Annotated in this window: 15 protein-coding genes; 12 read left to right on the plus strand and 3 right to left on the minus strand. The window is 31.4% G+C overall.

What is annotated here, in order from left to right:
* The first annotated feature begins 57 nt into the window (after nt 1-57).
* The 5 genes from ASD98_RS10555 to ASD98_RS10575 all read left to right on the plus strand — a co-directional run bounded on the left by ASD98_RS10555 (nt 58) and on the right by ASD98_RS10575 (nt 5,074).
* Nucleotides 58-660, plus strand: coding sequence for a trimeric intracellular cation channel family protein (locus tag ASD98_RS10555; protein WP_056204029.1), 603 nt, complete (start codon nt 58-60; stop codon nt 658-660).
* A gap of 121 nt (nt 661-781) precedes the next feature.
* Nucleotides 782-1,732 carry a FemAB family protein gene (locus ASD98_RS10560; RefSeq protein WP_056204392.1) on the plus strand — a complete coding sequence of 317 codons (951 nt, stop codon included), beginning with the start codon at nt 782-784 and terminating at the stop codon, nt 1,730-1,732.
* On the plus strand, nt 1,729-2,829 hold the full coding sequence (locus tag ASD98_RS10565; RefSeq protein WP_056204032.1) for a DegT/DnrJ/EryC1/StrS aminotransferase family protein: 1,101 nt from the start codon (nt 1,729-1,731) through the stop codon (nt 2,827-2,829). The genes ASD98_RS10560 and ASD98_RS10565 overlap by 4 nt, the downstream gene beginning before the upstream one ends.
* 3 nt (nt 2,830-2,832) lie before the next feature.
* Nucleotides 2,833-4,341, plus strand: a complete 1,509-nt coding sequence (locus tag ASD98_RS10570; RefSeq protein ID WP_056204035.1) for an O-antigen translocase — start codon at nt 2,833-2,835, stop codon at nt 4,339-4,341.
* Nucleotides 4,328-5,074, plus strand: a complete 747-nt coding sequence (locus ASD98_RS10575) for a hypothetical protein (protein WP_056204039.1) — start codon at nt 4,328-4,330, stop codon at nt 5,072-5,074. Before ASD98_RS10570 ends, ASD98_RS10575 begins: the two co-directional genes overlap by 14 nt.
* A gap of 36 nt (nt 5,075-5,110) precedes the next feature.
* Here the strand turns inward: ASD98_RS10575 and ASD98_RS10580 are convergent, their stop codons facing one another.
* Entirely contained in the window at nt 5,111-6,004 is an 894-nt protein-coding gene (locus tag ASD98_RS10580) for a glycosyltransferase (RefSeq protein WP_056204041.1), read from the minus strand.
* Between the two features lie 46 nt (nt 6,005-6,050).
* Here ASD98_RS10580 and ASD98_RS10585 point away from each other — a divergent pair, with 46 nt between their 5' ends.
* The 3 genes from ASD98_RS10585 to ASD98_RS10595 are packed head-to-tail and all read left to right on the plus strand — an operon-like array spanning nt 6,051 to nt 8,639.
* Entirely contained in the window at nt 6,051-7,148 is a 1,098-nt protein-coding gene (locus ASD98_RS10585; RefSeq protein ID WP_056204044.1) for a glycosyltransferase, read from the plus strand.
* Nucleotides 7,149-7,152: 4 nt separating this feature from the next.
* On the plus strand, nt 7,153-7,557 hold the full coding sequence (locus tag ASD98_RS10590) for an FdtA/QdtA family cupin domain-containing protein (protein ID WP_056204047.1): 405 nt from the start codon (nt 7,153-7,155) through the stop codon (nt 7,555-7,557).
* On the plus strand, nt 7,554-8,639 hold the full coding sequence (locus ASD98_RS10595) for a glycosyltransferase family 4 protein (protein ID WP_056204050.1): 1,086 nt from the start codon (nt 7,554-7,556) through the stop codon (nt 8,637-8,639). The genes ASD98_RS10590 and ASD98_RS10595 overlap by 4 nt, the downstream gene beginning before the upstream one ends.
* Here the strand turns inward: ASD98_RS10595 and ASD98_RS10600 are convergent.
* The gene (locus ASD98_RS10600) at nt 8,636-9,523 is read right to left on the minus strand and encodes a glycosyltransferase (RefSeq protein ID WP_056204053.1); all 888 of its coding nucleotides are present in this window, start codon (nt 9,521-9,523) and stop codon (nt 8,636-8,638) included. The genes ASD98_RS10595 and ASD98_RS10600 overlap by 4 nt on opposite strands.
* 63 nt (nt 9,524-9,586) lie before the next feature.
* On the opposite strand from ASD98_RS10600, the gene ASD98_RS10605 reads away from it, so the two are divergent.
* Nucleotides 9,587-10,423 (plus strand): class I SAM-dependent methyltransferase, encoded by an 837-nt coding sequence (locus ASD98_RS10605; RefSeq protein ID WP_082577831.1) that lies wholly within the window; start codon nt 9,587-9,589, stop codon nt 10,421-10,423.
* Between the two features lie 3 nt (nt 10,424-10,426).
* Here ASD98_RS10605 and ASD98_RS10610 read toward each other — a convergent pair whose 3' ends face one another.
* Nucleotides 10,427-11,110, minus strand: a complete 684-nt coding sequence (locus tag ASD98_RS10610; RefSeq protein ID WP_056204398.1) for a cell division ATP-binding protein FtsE — start codon at nt 11,108-11,110, stop codon at nt 10,427-10,429.
* A gap of 363 nt (nt 11,111-11,473) precedes the next feature.
* On the opposite strand from ASD98_RS10610, the gene ASD98_RS10615 reads away from it, so the two are divergent.
* The 3 genes from ASD98_RS10615 (at nt 11,474) to ASD98_RS10625 (ending at nt 17,322) form a co-directional block, all read left to right on the plus strand.
* Entirely contained in the window at nt 11,474-14,491 is a 3,018-nt protein-coding gene (locus ASD98_RS10615) for a tetratricopeptide repeat protein (protein WP_056204056.1), read from the plus strand.
* Nucleotides 14,492-14,581: 90 nt separating this feature from the next.
* Nucleotides 14,582-15,445, plus strand: coding sequence for a PhzF family phenazine biosynthesis protein (locus tag ASD98_RS10620; protein WP_056204401.1), 864 nt, complete (start codon nt 14,582-14,584; stop codon nt 15,443-15,445).
* 122 nt (nt 15,446-15,567) lie between these two features.
* Nucleotides 15,568-17,322, plus strand: a complete 1,755-nt coding sequence (locus tag ASD98_RS10625) for a hypothetical protein (protein ID WP_056204060.1) — start codon at nt 15,568-15,570, stop codon at nt 17,320-17,322.
* The last annotated feature ends 56 nt before the right edge of the window (nt 17,323-17,378 follow it).

The following is a 17,378-nucleotide window of genomic DNA, read 5'->3' on the forward strand; positions in this document are numbered from 1 at the left end:
GTTGCAATTAATTTAATCTTTGTATCTCTGCACCTTTAATTTTTTGCACCTTAAAAAATGTTTCACTTATTAGATATTATTGGCACGATGGCATTTGCAATGTCTGGCGCATTAACAGCGATGCATAAAAGACTCGATCCGTTTGGGGTTTTTATCATTGCTTTTGTCACTGCTGTTGGCGGCGGAACGCTTCGTGATGTTTTAATTGGAAGAACTCCAGTAGGCTGGATGATGAATCTTCAATATGTTTATGTCATTATTTTAGGTTTTTTTCTGGCTATTATTTTCAGAAAAAAGTTTGATAAATTAAGGACTTCCCTTTTTTTGTTTGATACAATAGGTTTGGGAGTTTTTACCTTAATTGGCCTCGAAAAAGGAATTACAACAGGTCTTCATCCTGTAATTTGTGTTGCATTAGGAACAATGACAGCCTGTTTTGGCGGTGTAATACGTGATATTTTGTGTACCGAAATTCCAACGATTTTTAGAAGAGAAATCTACGCAACAATTTGTATTTTTGGCGGTATCGTATTCTTTGTACTTAAGAAATTAAATTTAGAAGATGATGTTTTGTACCTTGTAACCTCCGTGATAATAATTTCAGTTCGTTTATTAGCGGTAAAATACAAATGGTATCTTCCGGCTTTTGAGCATAAATAAAGATTTTTGTTTGTCACGAATTGCACTAATTTTCACGAATTTCTTTTGTATTAAAATTTCATTAAGCGGCTTTTATTCGTGAAAATTAGTGAAATTGGCGGCAAAAGAACAAACACCAAAAATGAATAAATATACCGTAAAAAAATACGATCAAAACGATTACAAATTATGGAATGACTTTATTGTTCAGGCCAAAAATGCAACGTTTTTATTTCATCGTGATTTTATGGAATATCATCAGGATCGTTTTGAAGACTTTTCCCTTTTAATTTTTGAAGAAGAAAAATTACGGGCCATTCTTCCTGCCAATAAAAAAGAAAACTCGATTTATTCGCATCAGGGACTTACTTATGGAGGGTTGGTTTTTTCTTCTAAATTAAATGCCGAAAAAACAGAGTCGATTCTGGATTCTATTTTATTATTTTTGAAAGAAAACGCGATTATAACTTTCTATTACAAACCCATTCCGATTTTTTATTTTCCCGAAGGAAATCAGGAACTTGATTTTTTTTTATTTAAAAGAGGAGCTGTTTTAGAACGAAAAGAAATGAATTTGGCAGCAAATTTAAATTCGCCTCTAAAAATTTCGAAAAGTAAATTAAAACATTTTAGGAGAATTGAAAATCTCGATTTGGATATAATTGAAGAAGAAGATTTTAAACCGTTTTGGAATGAAGTTTTAGAACCGAGATTATTAGAAAAATTTAATGAAAAACCAGTTCATTCAAAAGAAGAAATAGCACTTTTAAAAGAGCGATTCCCAAAAAACATCAAGCAATTTTCAGTTTATCAAAATGATGAAATTATTGCCGGAATAACCATTTTTGAAACTCAAAATGTAATAAAATCACAATATGGCGCAACATCTAAAAAAGGAGAAGAAACGCGGGCTTTGGATTTTTTATTCATTAATTTGATTCACCGATATAAGCGAAAAGGAAAACATTTTTTTGATATGGGAATTGTAAATGAAGAAAATAAATCCGGCTATCATTCTGGTCTTCTAAAACAAAAAGAAGAATTAGGCTGTAAAGTTTACAATCAGGATTTTTATAAATTAGATATAAAATGATACCGTTTCTAGATCTAAAAAAAATTAATGAACCATATGAAACTGCCTTTCAGGATAAACTGAAACTGGTTTTAGACAATGGCTGGTACATTTTAGGAAAAGAAACAGAAACCTTCGAAAAAGCTTTTGCAGCATATTGCCATACTGAATATTGCATTGGGGCAGGCAATGGTTTTGATGCTTTGGTTTTGATTTTTAAAGGTTATATTGAACTGGGAAAACTCAAAAAAGGAGATGAAGTTATTGTTCCTGCAAATACTTATATTGCAAGTATTTTATCCATTTTACAAGCAGATTTAGTTCCGGTTTTAGTTGAACCGAAATTAGAAACTTATAACATCAATCCAAGTTTAATTCCTGAAAAAATTACATCAAAAACAAAAGCCATTTTGGCCGTTCACCTTTACGGACAATTAGCCCAAATGGATAAAATAAAGGAAATTGCAGAACAAAACAATCTTTTAATAGTTGAAGATGCAGCCCAGTCACACGGAGCAATTAATAATCAACAATTAACAATTAATAATTCAAACTCTGCAATTGCTTATAGTTTTTACCCTGGAAAAAATTTAGGCTGTCTTGGTGATGGCGGTGCAATTACTACGAACGATCCTGAATTAGCAAAAGTGTTGTTTTCACTTCGAAGTTATGGTTCGAAGAAAAAATATTATAACGAATATGTTGGCATAAATTCAAGATTAGATGAATTACAAGCCGCATTTTTAAATGTAAAACTGCCCAATTTAGATGCTGATAATGCCAAACGAAGAGCAGTTGCAAAACGTTATTTGGCTGAAATAAAAAATGATAAAATCGAATTACCATTTTGGGATTTTTCAAATAATCATGTTTTTCATTTGTTTGTTATAAGAACTGAAAAAAGAGATCATTTACAACAGTATTTGACCAAAAATAATATTCAAACCGTAATTCATTATCCGGTTCCGCCGCATAAACAAAATGCATTTCCAGACTGGAATAAGCTGTCATTTCCTATTACAGAAAAGATTCACAATGAAGTTTTGAGTCTGCCAATGAGTCCTGTTTTAACAGAAACGGAAGTAAATTATATTATCGAAATTCTAAATCAGTATTAATTCGTGATTGATAGCAAAAAATCATATCAACAGATTTTAAAAACAACTTCACTTTTCGGAGGCGTTCAGTTTTTTTCGATTTTAATTTCAATAATCCGCACCAAATTAATTGCCGTTTTTATAGGTCCGGCCGGAATGGGAATTATCGCTTTACTAAATTCGACTTTGAGTGTTTTAAGCAGTATTTCTGGTCTTGGAATTGAAACCAGCGCTGTAAAAAGTATTTCAGAAAATTTCAATAAAGAGGATATTCGAATGGTTTCGATAACAATTCGAATCGTAAAAAGAATTGTTCTCTTTACCGGAATATTAGGAATGGTTTTGACCTTAATTTTTTCAAAAGCTTTGAGTATCCTTACTTTTGGCGACTCGAGCAAAACGTATTCGTTTATATTTCTTTCTCTTACTATTTTATTCAAACAATTATCTTCTGGACAATTAGCTGTTTTGCAAGGTTTAAGACATTTAAAATTTTTAGCCAAAGCTAATTTTTATGGAAATTTATTCGGATTATTGTTTTCAATTCCGCTTTATATTTATTTTAAAATCGATGCTGTAATTCCAACCATCTTGCTTGCGTCAGTATCTTCATTAATTTTTTCTTTTTATTATTCAAATAAAGTACGAGTAGAAAGTAAGAAAGGAGAAATGACAAAAGAAGTCTTTGTAACCGAAGGCAAATCAATTGTAAAATTAGGTTTTATGCTCACCATAAGCAGTGTTTTAACGCTTTTGACAGCTTATCTAATTCAAATTTATATTGGAAAAACCGGAGGCTTGGAACAAGTAGGATTTTATAACGCCGGATTTACGTTATTAAACTCTTATGTGGGAATCATTTTTACGGTTATGAGTACAGATTATTTTCCAAAATTAGCATCTATAAACTCTGATAATGATAAAGTTAGGATAAGCGTACAGCAGCAGGCTTTTATTTCTGTTTTGATTATAACGCCCATTATTGTTTTGTTTCTTGCTTTCAGCCAAGTTATCGTTAAGTTGCTTTATACATTAAAGTTTGAAGCTATTTTACCCATGATTTGTGTTGGAATTTTAGGAATGATTTTTCGTGCCGTTTCCTGGGCAATGGGATTTATTTTAATTGCAAAAGGCGATTCTAAAATGTTTATAAAAACTGCAGTTGGTTTTAATGTTTTATCTTTAGTAATGAATGTTTTAGGGTATTATTTTTACGGATTGGAAGGTTTAGGTTTTAGTTTCTGCCTTTATTTTTTATGTCATTTTATCGGCTTAAAAATTATTACTAAAAAAAGACATAATTTCTATTTTGAAACTGAATTCTATCAAATTTACCTGGTTTGTTTTATAATTTGTACAGTTTCATTTTTACTTCAATTTATCGAAACATCGGTTTTAAAATATGGTTTATTATCGGTTATGATTTTGGTATCTTTCGGTTTTAGTTTGTATCATATTGATAAAAAGATGAATTTAAGCGAAATATTTACGTCATTTGTTCAGCGAAAAAAAGAGAATAATGATTCAGAATAGTTATAGAAAATGCCGCTCATTTTATCATAAACTAAAGTTTTACTGTAAGGTAAACTGGATTAAAACGCTGTATTTTAATTTTAAGAAGTTTCCTTTTGAAACCGCCAAAAAACTGCCTGTTTTCTTTTACGGAAAAGTAAAATTCACTTCAATTAATGGCGAAATTCAACTAAATGGAAAAATCCAAAAAGGAATGATTGGCTTTGGCCAGCCTTATGAATTGAATACTGTTCATAAAGGAATTGCTGAAATCAATATTTTAGGAAAATTAATTTTTAAAGGAAAGTTCCAATTTGGCAAAGATTGCTTTGTTTTTGTGGGAGAAAATGCTGTTTGCGAACTTGGAAACATGGCTTCTCTCGCTTCCAGCGGAAAATTAATCTGCGTCGAAAAAATTGTTTTAGGTGATTATGCCCGTTTTGGTTCTGAATCGCAGATTATTGACACCAATTTCCATGATTTAATTGATACTCAAACCGGAGAAAAACTTAAAAAATCTGCTCCAATTAATATCGGAAATTATAATTTTATGAGCAACAGGGTTTCTGTTTTAAAAGGAACTCAAACGGCAAATTTCTGCACCGTTGCCTCAAATAGTTTGTGTACCAAAGATTATACTTCGCTTGGCGAAAATATCTTAATAGGTGGGGTTCCCGCCAAATTAATCCGAAGTAATATTTCTCGGGATTGGAGCGGAGAAAAACAGCAATTAGATGATTTTTTGACGATTTAATTAGGCAGAATCCAGCAAATAATTACAAGTAGCCATCTAAAAGATTTTAATTCGTTGTTTTATTTCTAATAGAAGATATTTTAAAAGAAGTTTATAATTAGATGTTTTAAAGTTTAAAAACATTTCAAAATGTATTCGTTTTAAAATAGTTCTATGCTCTTTTTTTGTTCTGTTTAATTGGATTGCTTTCTTGATAATCAAATAAGTAGAATAATTGATTTTTTTGGATCTTAAATCGTTTTTGATATGAAAATGAGTTCCTAAAGATGTTGTGGTAATTCGTTTTTTTATTAAAATTTCATCTATATAATCGAAATCATACTTACGTGAAGCACGAATCCATAAGTCTAAATCTTCATAGGCCAGATTTTCATCATAACCTTGTAAATCATCAAAAACTGATTTTTTAACCATTGATGAAACAGAGCAAATACTATTTCCTCCCGAAATTACACTCAAATAAATGTCTCCGGTTTCTCTTTTTTCGATTGTTTTTTTGAATTCATCTACCGGGAAAAAATAAGAATAAAAAGCCCCTTTTTCATTGATTAATTCAGCATTTCCATAAACAACTCCAAGATTTTTAAAGCGATTTTTATCAAAGGCTTTTAATTGCAATGAAACACAGTCTGGCAATAAAATATCATCGCATGCTAAATCAATAATATACTCGCCTTTAGCAAGTTTCAGAGCCTTATTAAAGGATTTTGTGCTTCCTAAATTAGTTTCATTTTCAATAAATTGAATTTCAGGATAATCTATAATCCAGTTTTTTATAACTTCTCGCGAATTATCAGTGCTAAAATCATCAACAATTATCAATTCAATAAATGGATAACCCTGATTTAGAGCAGACAATAAACTCTGCAAAACAAATTTTTCATGGTTATAGCACAGGCATATAATGCTCACTATTGATTTATCTTGCATATTGTTTTTAGAGTTATATATTTGATACGAAAATAAGAAATCAAGAATGATATCATCTCACAAAAAAAAGAAAATTGCTCTTATTGGTTATCGTTTAAGCGGAGGCGGAAGCGATAAAGTAATGGCAAATTTGTCTGTTTTTTTTGAAAAACAGGGATTTGAAGTTGATATTATTATTGTTTTAGATGAAGTTAGTTTCCCTTATTCAGGAAAGTTGATAAACTTAGGATTGTTGAAAAACAAAAGCAACGGATTGTATAATAAAGTAAAAAGATTAAAGGTTTTAAGAGAATATTTAAACCAAAATCAGTTTGATTTTATTATTGATTTTCGTTTTCGGACAAAAATTTTACAGGAACTAATTTTAGCCCGATTTATATACAATGCCAAAACTATTTTTACTGTTCACAGTTTTTTAATCGATCATTATATGCCAGGAAAATCATGGCTGACACGATTAATGTACAATCATTGTTACGCCAATGTAGCGATTACAGATGAAATGAAAACGTTGATTGAAAGTACACATGAACTTCAAAATGTAATTACGATTCATAATCCGGTAAATCTTGAAGAAATTAAGGAAAAACAAGATGAAAAAATTGAGTTGGAATTTGATTTCATAATTGCAATTGGCCAATATGAAAATGAGATTAAACAATTTGATAAACTGATTTTAAGTTACAGCAAATCTCATTTGTCTCAAAAACAGATTCATTTGATAATTATAGGAAATGGCGACGAAACAAAACTCAAAAATGCAATTGCAGCAAATAATGTTTCCCAGTTTGTTCATCTTTTAGGGTATCAAAATAATCCGTTTAAATATGTACAGAAAGCTCAATTTTTAGTTTTATGCAGTAAAAATGAAGGTTTTCCAAATGTGATTTTAGAAGCCTTAGCCTGCGAAACTCCAGTTGTCTCTTTTGATTGTGATTTTGGACCAAGAGTTATGATTACTTCTTTTGAAAATGGTATTTTGGTTGAGAATCAAAATTGGGATAAACTAACAGAAACAATGAATTTATTTATGGCTGATGAAAGTTTATATCAGCATTGTAAAAAAAATGCATTAAAAAGTATTGAGCCATTTTTATTAGAAAAAATTGGACAGCAATGGTTAAATTTGTTACAGGCACATTAAAAATATGACAACAATTCAAGATATTTCATTACTTAAAATTCCGGTTGTCGAAGACCTGAGCGGGAATTTGGCATTTATTCAAAACGGAGTTCTGCCTTTTGAATTTAAGCGTGTTTATTATCTTTTTGATGTTCCGAGCAGTGCTTTTCGCGGCGGACATTCGCATATAGAACAGCATGAAGTTTTGATCGCTTTAAGCGGAAGTTTTGAAGTAACGGTAAATGACGGAAAAGACAAAAAAAGTTATTTACTCAATAAACCTAATGTTGGATTGTATCTTCCAAAAGGAATTTGGAGAGAGTTAGAAAACTTTTCTTCCGGTGCGGTTTGTCTGGTTTTGGCTTCAGATGTTTTTGAAGAAGGAGATTATATTCGGGATTATGAAACTTTCTTGAATTCTAAAAAATGAAACTGCTTTATATTGTTCCAAAAATAAAAAATGCTGGCGGCGTTGCGAGAGTTTTGTCCATTAAAGCCAATTATTTTATTGAACACTTTGGTTACGAAGTGCATATTTTAGCTCAAAACGAAGCAGAAGATTTGCCTTTTTATGACTTTAATTCTAAAGTCATCTTTCATAATATGATTTTGAAAGGAAATGTTTTTCATTTTCTAAACTCGTATAAAAAGCAGTTAAAACAAAAAATAGAGGAAATAAAACCAGATGTAATTCTTGTTACTGATAATGGTTTGAAAGCTTTTATTTTACCATTAATTGTTAATACAAAAATTCCAATTGTTTTGGAGATTCATTCTTCTAAATTTATTGAAGAACAATCACTTAAAACAGATATATTTTCAAAATATCTTCTAAAACTAAAATACCTGTTCAAAGATTTTGGCGCTGGAAAATACACTAAAGCAGTCGTTTTATCTCCCGAAAATGTAAAAGATTGGCATATTGATAATGCAGCAATAATTCCAAATCCTTCCTGGATTAAAACCGAAAATTCTGCAGCTTTAAAAAACAAACGGGTTATTGCCGTGGCAAGAAATTCGTATGAAAAAGGTTTAGACAGAACGCTGCTAATCTGGGAAAAAACGATACAAAAACATCCAGACTGGATTTTAGATATTTATACAGATGAAGTTGATTCGTTAAACAATATTGTTATTGATTTGGGATTAACTTCCACAATAAATGTTTTCAATTTTGTAAAAAACATTGAGGAGAAATATCTTGAATCTTCCATTTTAGTTATGACTTCGCGATTTGAAGCATTTCCGATGGTTTTAATAGAAGCAATGTCTTTAGGTCTTCCCAGTATTTCTTATGATTGTCCTTCAGGCCCGAGATCCATTATTTCAGATAACGAAAATGGCTTTTTAATCCCGAATGAAAATTTAGATTTATTTTCTGAAAAACTTTCTTTTTTAATTGAAAACGAAGAATTGAGAATGAAATTTGGCGCAGCATCAAAAGAAAGTATGCAAAAATATCAGCTTGATCCTGTTATGAAACAATGGAGTAGTTTACTGGAGAATCTTTAATTTGTTATTATACTGCACAAATACGTTAACTTGTAAATATTAAGGAGTATTAAAGAAGGATTTTTAGAGTTTAACTGTTTTAAAATTAATGTGTTAAAAGTTTTAAAGAATAAACTTGCCGGATAACGTAATTTTAGGCGTTTCAGTAAATGGTATATACGCAGGATCTTTACAAAATCAGGATCAATTTGTTTTTTATGATCAAGAATAATCAGGTTCTCTAAACTGTTTTTTACTTTAGATATATAAATAAGATTCTCGTCGATATCGCCGTGTTGAATCGCGTTTTCGATATGTTTTACTTTAAAATGAGATTGACTTACCTGATATGCAAAAAGCGTATCTTCATGTCCGTATTTAATTAAATTAGAATCAAATGTTATTTTTCTAAAACAATCTTTTTTAATTAATGTATTATTAAACATCAGAGTTTTATACAAAGCAGTATTTCTTTGAGAAACAGTTTTGTCTTCTACTAAACGTCCGTATTTCCAGCGTAATTTTTGCTTGTCTGAATATACATTTTCGGGATGAATTCGGCCTCCATATACAATATCTGAATCCGGTGCATTATCTAAATAGTTTTGTATATAATTTGGGTTGATTACGATAGAATCGCCATCAATAAAAAGGAGATTTTGGTATTGTGCTTTTGATGCTAAAAGATTTCTGTTAGAACTTAATCCAATGTTTTTTTCTAAAGAAACAAAAGAGCAATTCTGTAGCGTATTTATTTTTTTATTTTCTTTATTCAGTACAGAATTTGAGGCATCGTCCTGACATAGAATTTCAAAATTAATTCCAATAAAACGGCATTGTTCAGCAAGTTCTTCTACAAGCGAAAACACATTGTAATTGTAAACCGGAATTAAAATAGAAAGCATTTATTCTCTTTTTTAAAATATATTTGTAAAGGAAATGTTTTTTATTAAAATAATAAATCAAAAATGAATTTAAGGTCTCTTTATTATGCTATTTCTCCAAAGTCAAGATTTCTGGTTCGTAAGATTTATTATTTTCCTGCTGATTTTTGGAATTCTTTAAATAGAAGCAACAACAAATATGTGCCTAAAAAAGGAGACATCTTTATTGGTTCCGGCGATTTTTTGTCTCAAGGAAAACATCATTTAGAACTCTTAAAAGAATATACATCGCTGCAACCTGATCATTATGTATTAGATGTTGGCTGCGGAATTGGCCGTGCTGCGGTACCATTAACGCAGTATTTGTCAAAAAAAGGAAAATACGAAGGTTTTGATGTTGTAAAAAAAGGAATTGACTGGTGCAGAAAAAACATCAGCAAAGATTTCTCTAATTTTAATTTTCAGCACATTTCGCTCAATAATGATTTATACAATCTAACTAATCAAAAGGCAGAGAATTTTAAATTTCCTTACGAAGACAATTCTTTTGATACCGTTTTTCTGTTCTCGGTTTTTACTCATATGCAGCCAAAAGAAATTCAGAACTATCTGAATGAAATTTACAGAGTTTTAAAAACTGATGGAAAATGTCTTTCGACTTTCTTTATTTATGATGATCAAAATGAAAATTACATTTCAAAAGAAAATAAAGGTTTCTGTTTTCCTTATCAAAAAGAAAATTACAGATTAATGAATGAAAAAGTTCCTTCTGCTAATATTGCTTTTAAAGAAGAATTACTTTTTGAGATGGTTAAAAAGAGCCAGTTAAAATTAGAAAATAAGATATACGGAACCTGGTCAAACAGAGCGGTTAATGACTTGTTTGATTATCAGGATATTTTTATTCTAAAAAAAGTTTAAGATTTATACGCTTCTTTGAACCACTTCGAAGATTCTTTCATCTTCACATTTTAATGTTTTAGAAGGGAATTTCATCAATAAAGCATAATCATGAGTTGCCATGATAACGGTTTTACCAAGTGCGTTGATGTTTTTTAATACTTCTAAAACCTCAGAACTTGTCTGCGGATCAAGATTTCCTGTAGGTTCATCGGCTAAAATAAACTCAGGATCGTTAAGTAAAGCTCTTGCAATTGCAACACGCTGCTGTTCTCCGCCAGAAAGCTGGTGAGGCATTTTGTTAAGGAAATCTTTCATTCCAACTTTATCCAAAACTTCGTCGATTTTGTATTCCATCGCTTCTTTTTCAACCCAGCCGGTTGCTTTAAGAACAAAAAGCATATTGTCCTGAACAGAACGGTCTGGAAGTAATTTGAAATCCTGGAAAACAATACCGATTTTACGTCTCAAATACGGAATATCTTTTTCTTTTAAAGTTGCCAAATCAAAGTCAACAATATGAGCTTCACCTTCTGTTAAAGGTAAATCAGCGTACAAAGTTTTTAAAAAGCTGCTTTTTCCGGAACCTGTTTTCCCAATGATGTAGATAAATTCACCATGCTGGACATCTAAATTAATATGAGATAAAATTTTTCTTCCTTCTTGATATATAGTGACTTCTTTAAGAGATAGTACGGTTTCTGACATAATAAAATTGATTTGAATGGTAAAAGTAATAAGATAACGACTGGATTCAAAATAAATTTCAATCATTTCTGTGAGAAATTTCAAAAAATAGCCACAGATTAAAGGATTATAATGATTTTATTGTTTTTTGAGAAAATTAATTTTTCAATTTGTGAAAGTCTGTGAAATCTGTGGCAAATATAAAAGAGGTGTTGTTTTAATTGTAACAAAGAAAAATATTTCCGGAAAGTTTGAGAACCAATCTTTTGGGGTTTAATATGCTGTTTAATAATTGCGATTAAAACATTTATTCATAATAAATTCAGGAAACGTTTCGTTATAAACGGTATAAAATGATAAATTTGAATACTAAATACAACTAAAATGCATAGACTTTCCTGGTTCTTTTTATTCCAAATTATCCTTACTTCGACCATAGTTTCGGCACAAAAATCAGCTATTTATACTTACGATTTAAAGGATTTTGACAAAGCACAGGCTTTATATAACGATAAACAATACGCTTCGGCACAACATATTTTTGAGTATGTAAAAAATAATACGGCACAAACAGAAGAAGTAAAATCAGACTGCGCTTATTATATCGCCAATTGCGCCATTAGAACCAATCAGCCAAATGCCGATGCTTTGATGGAAAAATTCGTTGAAGATTATCCAACAAGTACCAAACAAAATCAGGCTTATATTGAAGTGGCACAATATTTCTTCGAACAGGGAAATTATCCAAAAGCTTTACAATGGTTTGACAAGGTTGACGAAAGTTACATGAGCAAATCAGATTCGGATAAATTTAATTTCCAAAAAGGATACAGCTATTTTACTGCTAAAAAGAAAAAAGAAGCAACAACCTATTTTAATAAAGTCGTAAATTCTCCTGAATTTGGTTCGCAAGCCAAATATTATTTAGGATTTATGGCGTATGAAGGAGACGATTATAAAGAAGCAACGAAATATTTTGATGAGGTTTCGGGTGAAGAAAAATACAAAGAAAAGCTTTCGTATTATCAAGCCGATATGAATTTCAAACTTGGAAATTTCCAAAAAGCAATCGATTTGGGCCAAAAAGCAATGGCGAAATCAAATGAAATGGAAAAATCAGAATTGAACAAAATTATTGGAGAAAGTTATTTCAATTTAAAACAATACGATAAAGCGATTCCGTATTTGGAGCAATATGCGGGAAAAAAAGGAAAATGGAATAACACCGATTTTTACCAGCTAGGTTATGCATATTATGAGCAGAAAAATTACGAAAAAGCCATTTCTCAATTCAATAAAATTATTGAAGGAAAAGATTTCGTAGCCCAAAATGCGTATTATCATTTAGGTTTAAGTTATTTAAATACAGGCAAAAAACAAGAAGCTTTGAACGCATTTAAAAATGCTTCAGAAATGGATTTCAATGCACAAATTCAGGAAGATGCAGCACTGAATTATGCAAAAGTGAGTTATGATATTGGAAACGCTTACCAAACCGTTCCGGGAATTTTACTTGATTTCCTAAAAAAATACCCAAACAATTCAAGCAGGACAGAAGTAGAAAAACTTTTAGTTGACTCTTATATTTCGACTAAAAATTACAAAGAAGCTTTAGCCTTATTAGAAAAAAACAGAAGTGCCGAAAACAAAGCGGCGTATCAAAAAGTGCTTTTTTACAGAGGGGTTGAATTATTCAATGAATCGAATTATTCTGAAGCCGGAAAAATGTTTAAAAGTGCCATAAGCGAACAAAAAATACCTGAATTTACAGCTCGTGCAACATTCTGGAAAGCAGAAACAGAATATGTTTCAGATGATTTTCAAAATGCATTATTGACGTATAAACAATTTACTGGACTTGCTGCGGCAAAAACTACAGACGAATACAAAAACATCAATTATAACATTGGTTACACGTATTTTAAATTGAAAGAATACGATCAGGCGGCGAACTCGTTTCAGGCTCAAATCGATAATTCTCCTTCAGATAAAGTTCGTTTGAATGATTCGTATTTACGTTTAGGGGATTCACGTTTTGTGAATTCTAAATATGCTCAGGCAAATGAAGCTTACGGAAAAGCAATGGACGCAAAAAGTGTTGATGCAGATTATGCTCAGTTTCAAAAAGCACTTTCGTATGGTTTTATGTCTAAAAACGATCAGAAAATCAATGAGCTGAATAACTTCCTAAAAATGTATAAAAAATCAGAATATCGTGATGATGCTTTATTCGAATTAGGAAATACATATGTGGCCGATAAAAAGAACGATTTAGCAATTAAGACTTTTGATCAGCTGATTTCGGAATACAAAAACGGATCTTTTACTTCAAAATCTATTTTGAAACAAGGTTTGATTTATTACAACTCTGATCGTGACGAACAAGCTTTGACAAAATTCAAAAAAGTAGCGGCCGAGTTCCCAAAAACGCCGGAAGCTCTTGAAGCAGTTTCGACAGCAAGATTAATTTATGTTGATTCAGGAAAAGTGGATGAATATGCAACTTGGGTTCGAACTTTAGATTTCGTTTCAGTTACAGATGCTGAGTTAGATAACGATACTTACGACGCCGCTAACAAACAATACAGTCAAAATAACAGCAAAGCAGCGATTACAGGATTTGCAGGTTATGTAAGTAAATTTCCTTCGGGATTACACGCTTTAGAAGCTAATTTCAATTTGGCACAATTGTATTATGCTGAAGGTTCGGAAACTAAATCAATTCAGAATTATCAATATGTAATTGATCAGCCAAGAAGCGAATTTACAGAACAAGCCTTAAACAGATTGGCTCAGATTTATTTGAAAGCTAAAGATTGTGATAAAGCGATTCCGGTTTTAGTTCGTTTAGAAAGCGAAGCCGATTATCCGCAAAACAAAAACTTTGCTCAGGCCAATCTGATGAAATGTTATTATGACAAAAAAGATTATGACAATTCGGTTATTGCAGCAGATAAAGTTTTAGCTAATCCAAAATCAGATGCAAATGTAAAAGCCGATGCACAGATTATTGTAGCGCGTGCGGCAATTCAAACCGGAGATGAAGATAAAGCAAAAGCAGCGTATGCAAAACTGTCTACAACTTCAAAAGGAGAATTAGCAGCAGAAGCGTTGTATTATGATGCTTATTTTAAAACAAAAGAAGGGAAATTTGATGCGTCTAACACAGCAGTTCAAAAACTGGCAAAAAGCTATTCTGCTTACAAATATTACGGAGCAAAAGGATTGGTTTTAATGGCGAAAAACTTTTACGGATTAAAAGACAGCTATCAGGCAACTTATATTCTGGATAACGTAATCAGCAACTTTACAGATTATCCGGATGTTGTCGAAGAAGCGAAAAAAGAGTTGAGTGCGATTAAGTTAGAGGAGTCTAAAACGAATTCGTCGATTAATAAATAAGAAAAGAGAGTAGAAAAGAAGAAAGATGCAGAAGCAAGATTGAAAAGTCTTTTCTCTTTGTTCTATTCTCAAAAAGAAAAAAAGAAAGAAATGAGTTTACCTTTTTATATAGTTGATGTTTTTGCTGATAAAAAATATGCAGGAAATCAGCTGGCGGTTTTTTTAGAAGCTGGGAATTTAAGTTCAGGAGAAATGCAGCAAATAGCGCGTGAGATTAATTTCGCAGAAAGCACATTTATAACCAAACTAGACAGAGAAAATAATAAAGCAGAAATAAGAATATTTACACCGGCTCACGAAATGCAGTTTGCAGGACATCCGATAATTGGAACTTCATGGGTTTTGATCAATAAAATATTTGATAATTCGCCTGAAAATATAACATTAAATGTTCCGATTGGGCCAATTCAAATCCAGCAATCAGAAGATTTAATTTGGCTAAAAGCAGCGCAGCCCAAATTTTGGGATATATTTTCAAAAGAAGATTTCACATTATTCAGTAATCTGAAAAAAGAAGATTTTGAAAATCAATTTCCAATTCAGGAAGTTACAACCGGAAGCGCTTTTGTAATGGTTGGATTAAGCAGTAAAAGAGCGTTGGAAAATCTGGTTTTAGATAAAGATAAAGCAGATCAATGGATGAAGAATAATTGTAAAACAGACCATAGAGGCTTGTATTTTTATTATCTGGAAGGTTCAAAATTATTTAGCCGAATGTTGTGTATTGAACACAATCAATTGGTAGAAGATGCCGCAACAGGAAGTGCAAGTACGTGTTTGGAGGCTTTTCTGTTAAAATACCATAAACCTGAATTTGAATTAACGAATTATCAGGGAGATTATATCGGACGTCCGTCTCAGATTTTTTTTAAAGGGAAATTAACCGAGAACCAGTTTGATATTAATATTGGAGGAAAAGCTCAGTTTGTTGCAAAAGGAGAGTGGGAAGCGTAGAGATTAGAAAATAGAAGAAAGAGTAAAGATATTAGGAAATAAAATATATAGAGAAAAACTAGAAATAAAAAGAGAAGTCTTTCTTCTTGTTTCTTTCTTCTTTTCTCTAAAAAAATATAAATATGAAAATTAAGTGCCGAAATAAAATCATCATTTTACTAGTGTTATTTGTCTGCCAGCTTTCGTTTTCGCAGGTTAAAAAGAATGAAAGCATTGGAACCGAAACGGTAAACGTAGTAAAACCTTATTCGCCAACCATATCCGATGCTTTTAAAGTGAAAGAAACACCTTCGTTGGACGATGCAGGAAATCAGCCGAAAGAAACTATTAAATATAGTATTTTGTCTGTTCCGGTGGCTTCGACTTTTACGCCGTCAAAAGGAAATGCACAAGCTGTGGATAAATCTAAAAAAGAAAGATTGTTTAATAATTATGCAACGCTTGGAGTTGGAAATTACGGAACGCTAAATGCTGAATTATTTGTAACACAGGATCTAGGAAACAATGATTATTTGGCAGGAATGCTGCGTCATCATTCTTCTCAAGGTGGAATTAAAGATGTAAATCTTAATGATGAATTTTATGATACAGGTTTAAATATTGGTTACGGTGTAAAAAATCGTGATATGTCGTGGGGAGTTGATTTGGGCTATCAAAACCAAGTATATAATTGGTATGGTTTACCGGCTGATTTTGGAATGACTCTGGCACCGGGAACGCAGGAAGATTTAATTAGAGGAATTAATCCGAATCATTCTTACAACACGATTTCTTTAGGCGGAAATGCCGAATTTAATGAAGGTATTTTTAGTAAGATTTCGACAAGATTTACGCATTTCTCAGACAGTTTTTCTTCTTCAGAAAATCGTTTTTATCTAAAACCTACTTTTAAAGTGGATGTTATGGATCAGGCAATTAATACTAATATTATTGTAGATCACGTTAGCGGTTCGTTTGAACATAATTATGCTTGGGATAATGTTGAGCCTTTAAAATACAGTTTGACAAATTTTGGAATTGAACCAAGTTTTGTGGTTCATGAAAACGACTGGACTTTAGAATTAGGTGCTGGTTTATTTTATGCTTTGGACTCTGAAAACAGCGGAAACAAGTTTTATATTTATCCAAAAGTAAATGCGTCATACAAACTGGTTGGTGATTTAATGATTTTCTATACAGGAGTAAACGGAAGTTTAAACCAAAACTCGTATGCTGATTTTGTAACTGAAAACCCATTTTTGTCTCCAACTTTAAATATGAGACCAACAAGTAACCAATACACTGTTTTTGCCGGATTGAAAGGGAAATTGGCCAATAATGTGAGTTATAATTTAACCGGTTCTTATTTGAATGAAAAAGATAAAGCCTTGTTTAAAAGCAATGATTATACAGAAGATTTTTCGAACCAAAATTATGGTTTTGGAAACTCGTTTGGTGTAGTTTACGACGATGTTAGAACGTTCCGTTTCTACGGAGAATTAAAAGCTGATTTCTCTCAAAATGTTTCTTTTGGAATCAATGGAACTTTTAATAGTTACAAAACAGATGGATTAGAAGCATGGAATTTGCCATCACTAAAAATAGGTTCAAACTTGGATGTGAATATTACACAGCAATGGTATGCCGGTTTAAATGTGTTTTATGTTGGAGAACGTAAAGATATGCAGTCAAATCTGGCTCTTGGAACTGACCCTGTAATTACCACTTTAAAAAGTTATTTTGATGCCAATGCACATTTAGGATATAAATATAATGAGCGTTTAACGTTCTTCTTAAAATTAAATAATATCGGAAATCAGGCTTATGAAAGATGGCTGAATTACCCAGTTCAGGGCTTCCAGGTTTTAGTAGGAGGAAATTATAAATTCGATTTTTAAGGTTTTAAGTTAAGATTCTAAGGTACAAAGATTATAGAAAATATAAAAAGTGCCTT

This window comes from Flavobacterium sp. Root186 (genome assembly GCF_001428525.1).
Classification (GTDB): domain Bacteria; phylum Bacteroidota; class Bacteroidia; order Flavobacteriales; family Flavobacteriaceae; genus Flavobacterium.

Bases quoted from the DNA above. Each gene is read 5' to 3' on its own strand.
- ASD98_RS10555 (WP_056204029.1), top strand. From the start codon at position 58: ATGTTTCACTTATTAGATATTATTGGCACGATGGCATTTGCAATGTCT.
- ASD98_RS10560 (WP_056204392.1), top strand. From the start codon at position 782: ATGAATAAATATACCGTAAAAAAATACGATCAAAACGATTACAAATTA.
- ASD98_RS10565 (WP_056204032.1), top strand. From the start codon at position 1,729: ATGATACCGTTTCTAGATCTAAAAAAAATTAATGAACCATATGAAACT.
- ASD98_RS10575 (WP_056204039.1), top strand. From the start codon at position 4,328: ATGATTCAGAATAGTTATAGAAAATGCCGCTCATTTTATCATAAACTA.
- ASD98_RS10580 (WP_056204041.1), bottom strand. From the start codon at position 6,004: ATGCAAGATAAATCAATAGTGAGCATTATATGCCTGTGCTATAACCAT.
- ASD98_RS10585 (WP_056204044.1), top strand. From the start codon at position 6,051: ATGATATCATCTCACAAAAAAAAGAAAATTGCTCTTATTGGTTATCGT.
- ASD98_RS10590 (WP_056204047.1), top strand. From the start codon at position 7,153: ATGACAACAATTCAAGATATTTCATTACTTAAAATTCCGGTTGTCGAA.
- ASD98_RS10595 (WP_056204050.1), top strand. From the start codon at position 7,554: ATGAAACTGCTTTATATTGTTCCAAAAATAAAAAATGCTGGCGGCGTT.
- ASD98_RS10600 (WP_056204053.1), bottom strand. From the start codon at position 9,523: ATGCTTTCTATTTTAATTCCGGTTTACAATTACAATGTGTTTTCGCTT.
- ASD98_RS10605 (WP_082577831.1), top strand. From the start codon at position 9,587: ATGAATTTAAGGTCTCTTTATTATGCTATTTCTCCAAAGTCAAGATTT.
- ASD98_RS10610 (WP_056204398.1), bottom strand. From the start codon at position 11,110: ATGTCAGAAACCGTACTATCTCTTAAAGAAGTCACTATATATCAAGAA.
- ASD98_RS10615 (WP_056204056.1), top strand. From the start codon at position 11,474: ATGCATAGACTTTCCTGGTTCTTTTTATTCCAAATTATCCTTACTTCG.
- ASD98_RS10620 (WP_056204401.1), top strand. From the start codon at position 14,582: ATGAGTTTACCTTTTTATATAGTTGATGTTTTTGCTGATAAAAAATAT.
- ASD98_RS10625 (WP_056204060.1), top strand. From the start codon at position 15,568: ATGAAAATTAAGTGCCGAAATAAAATCATCATTTTACTAGTGTTATTT.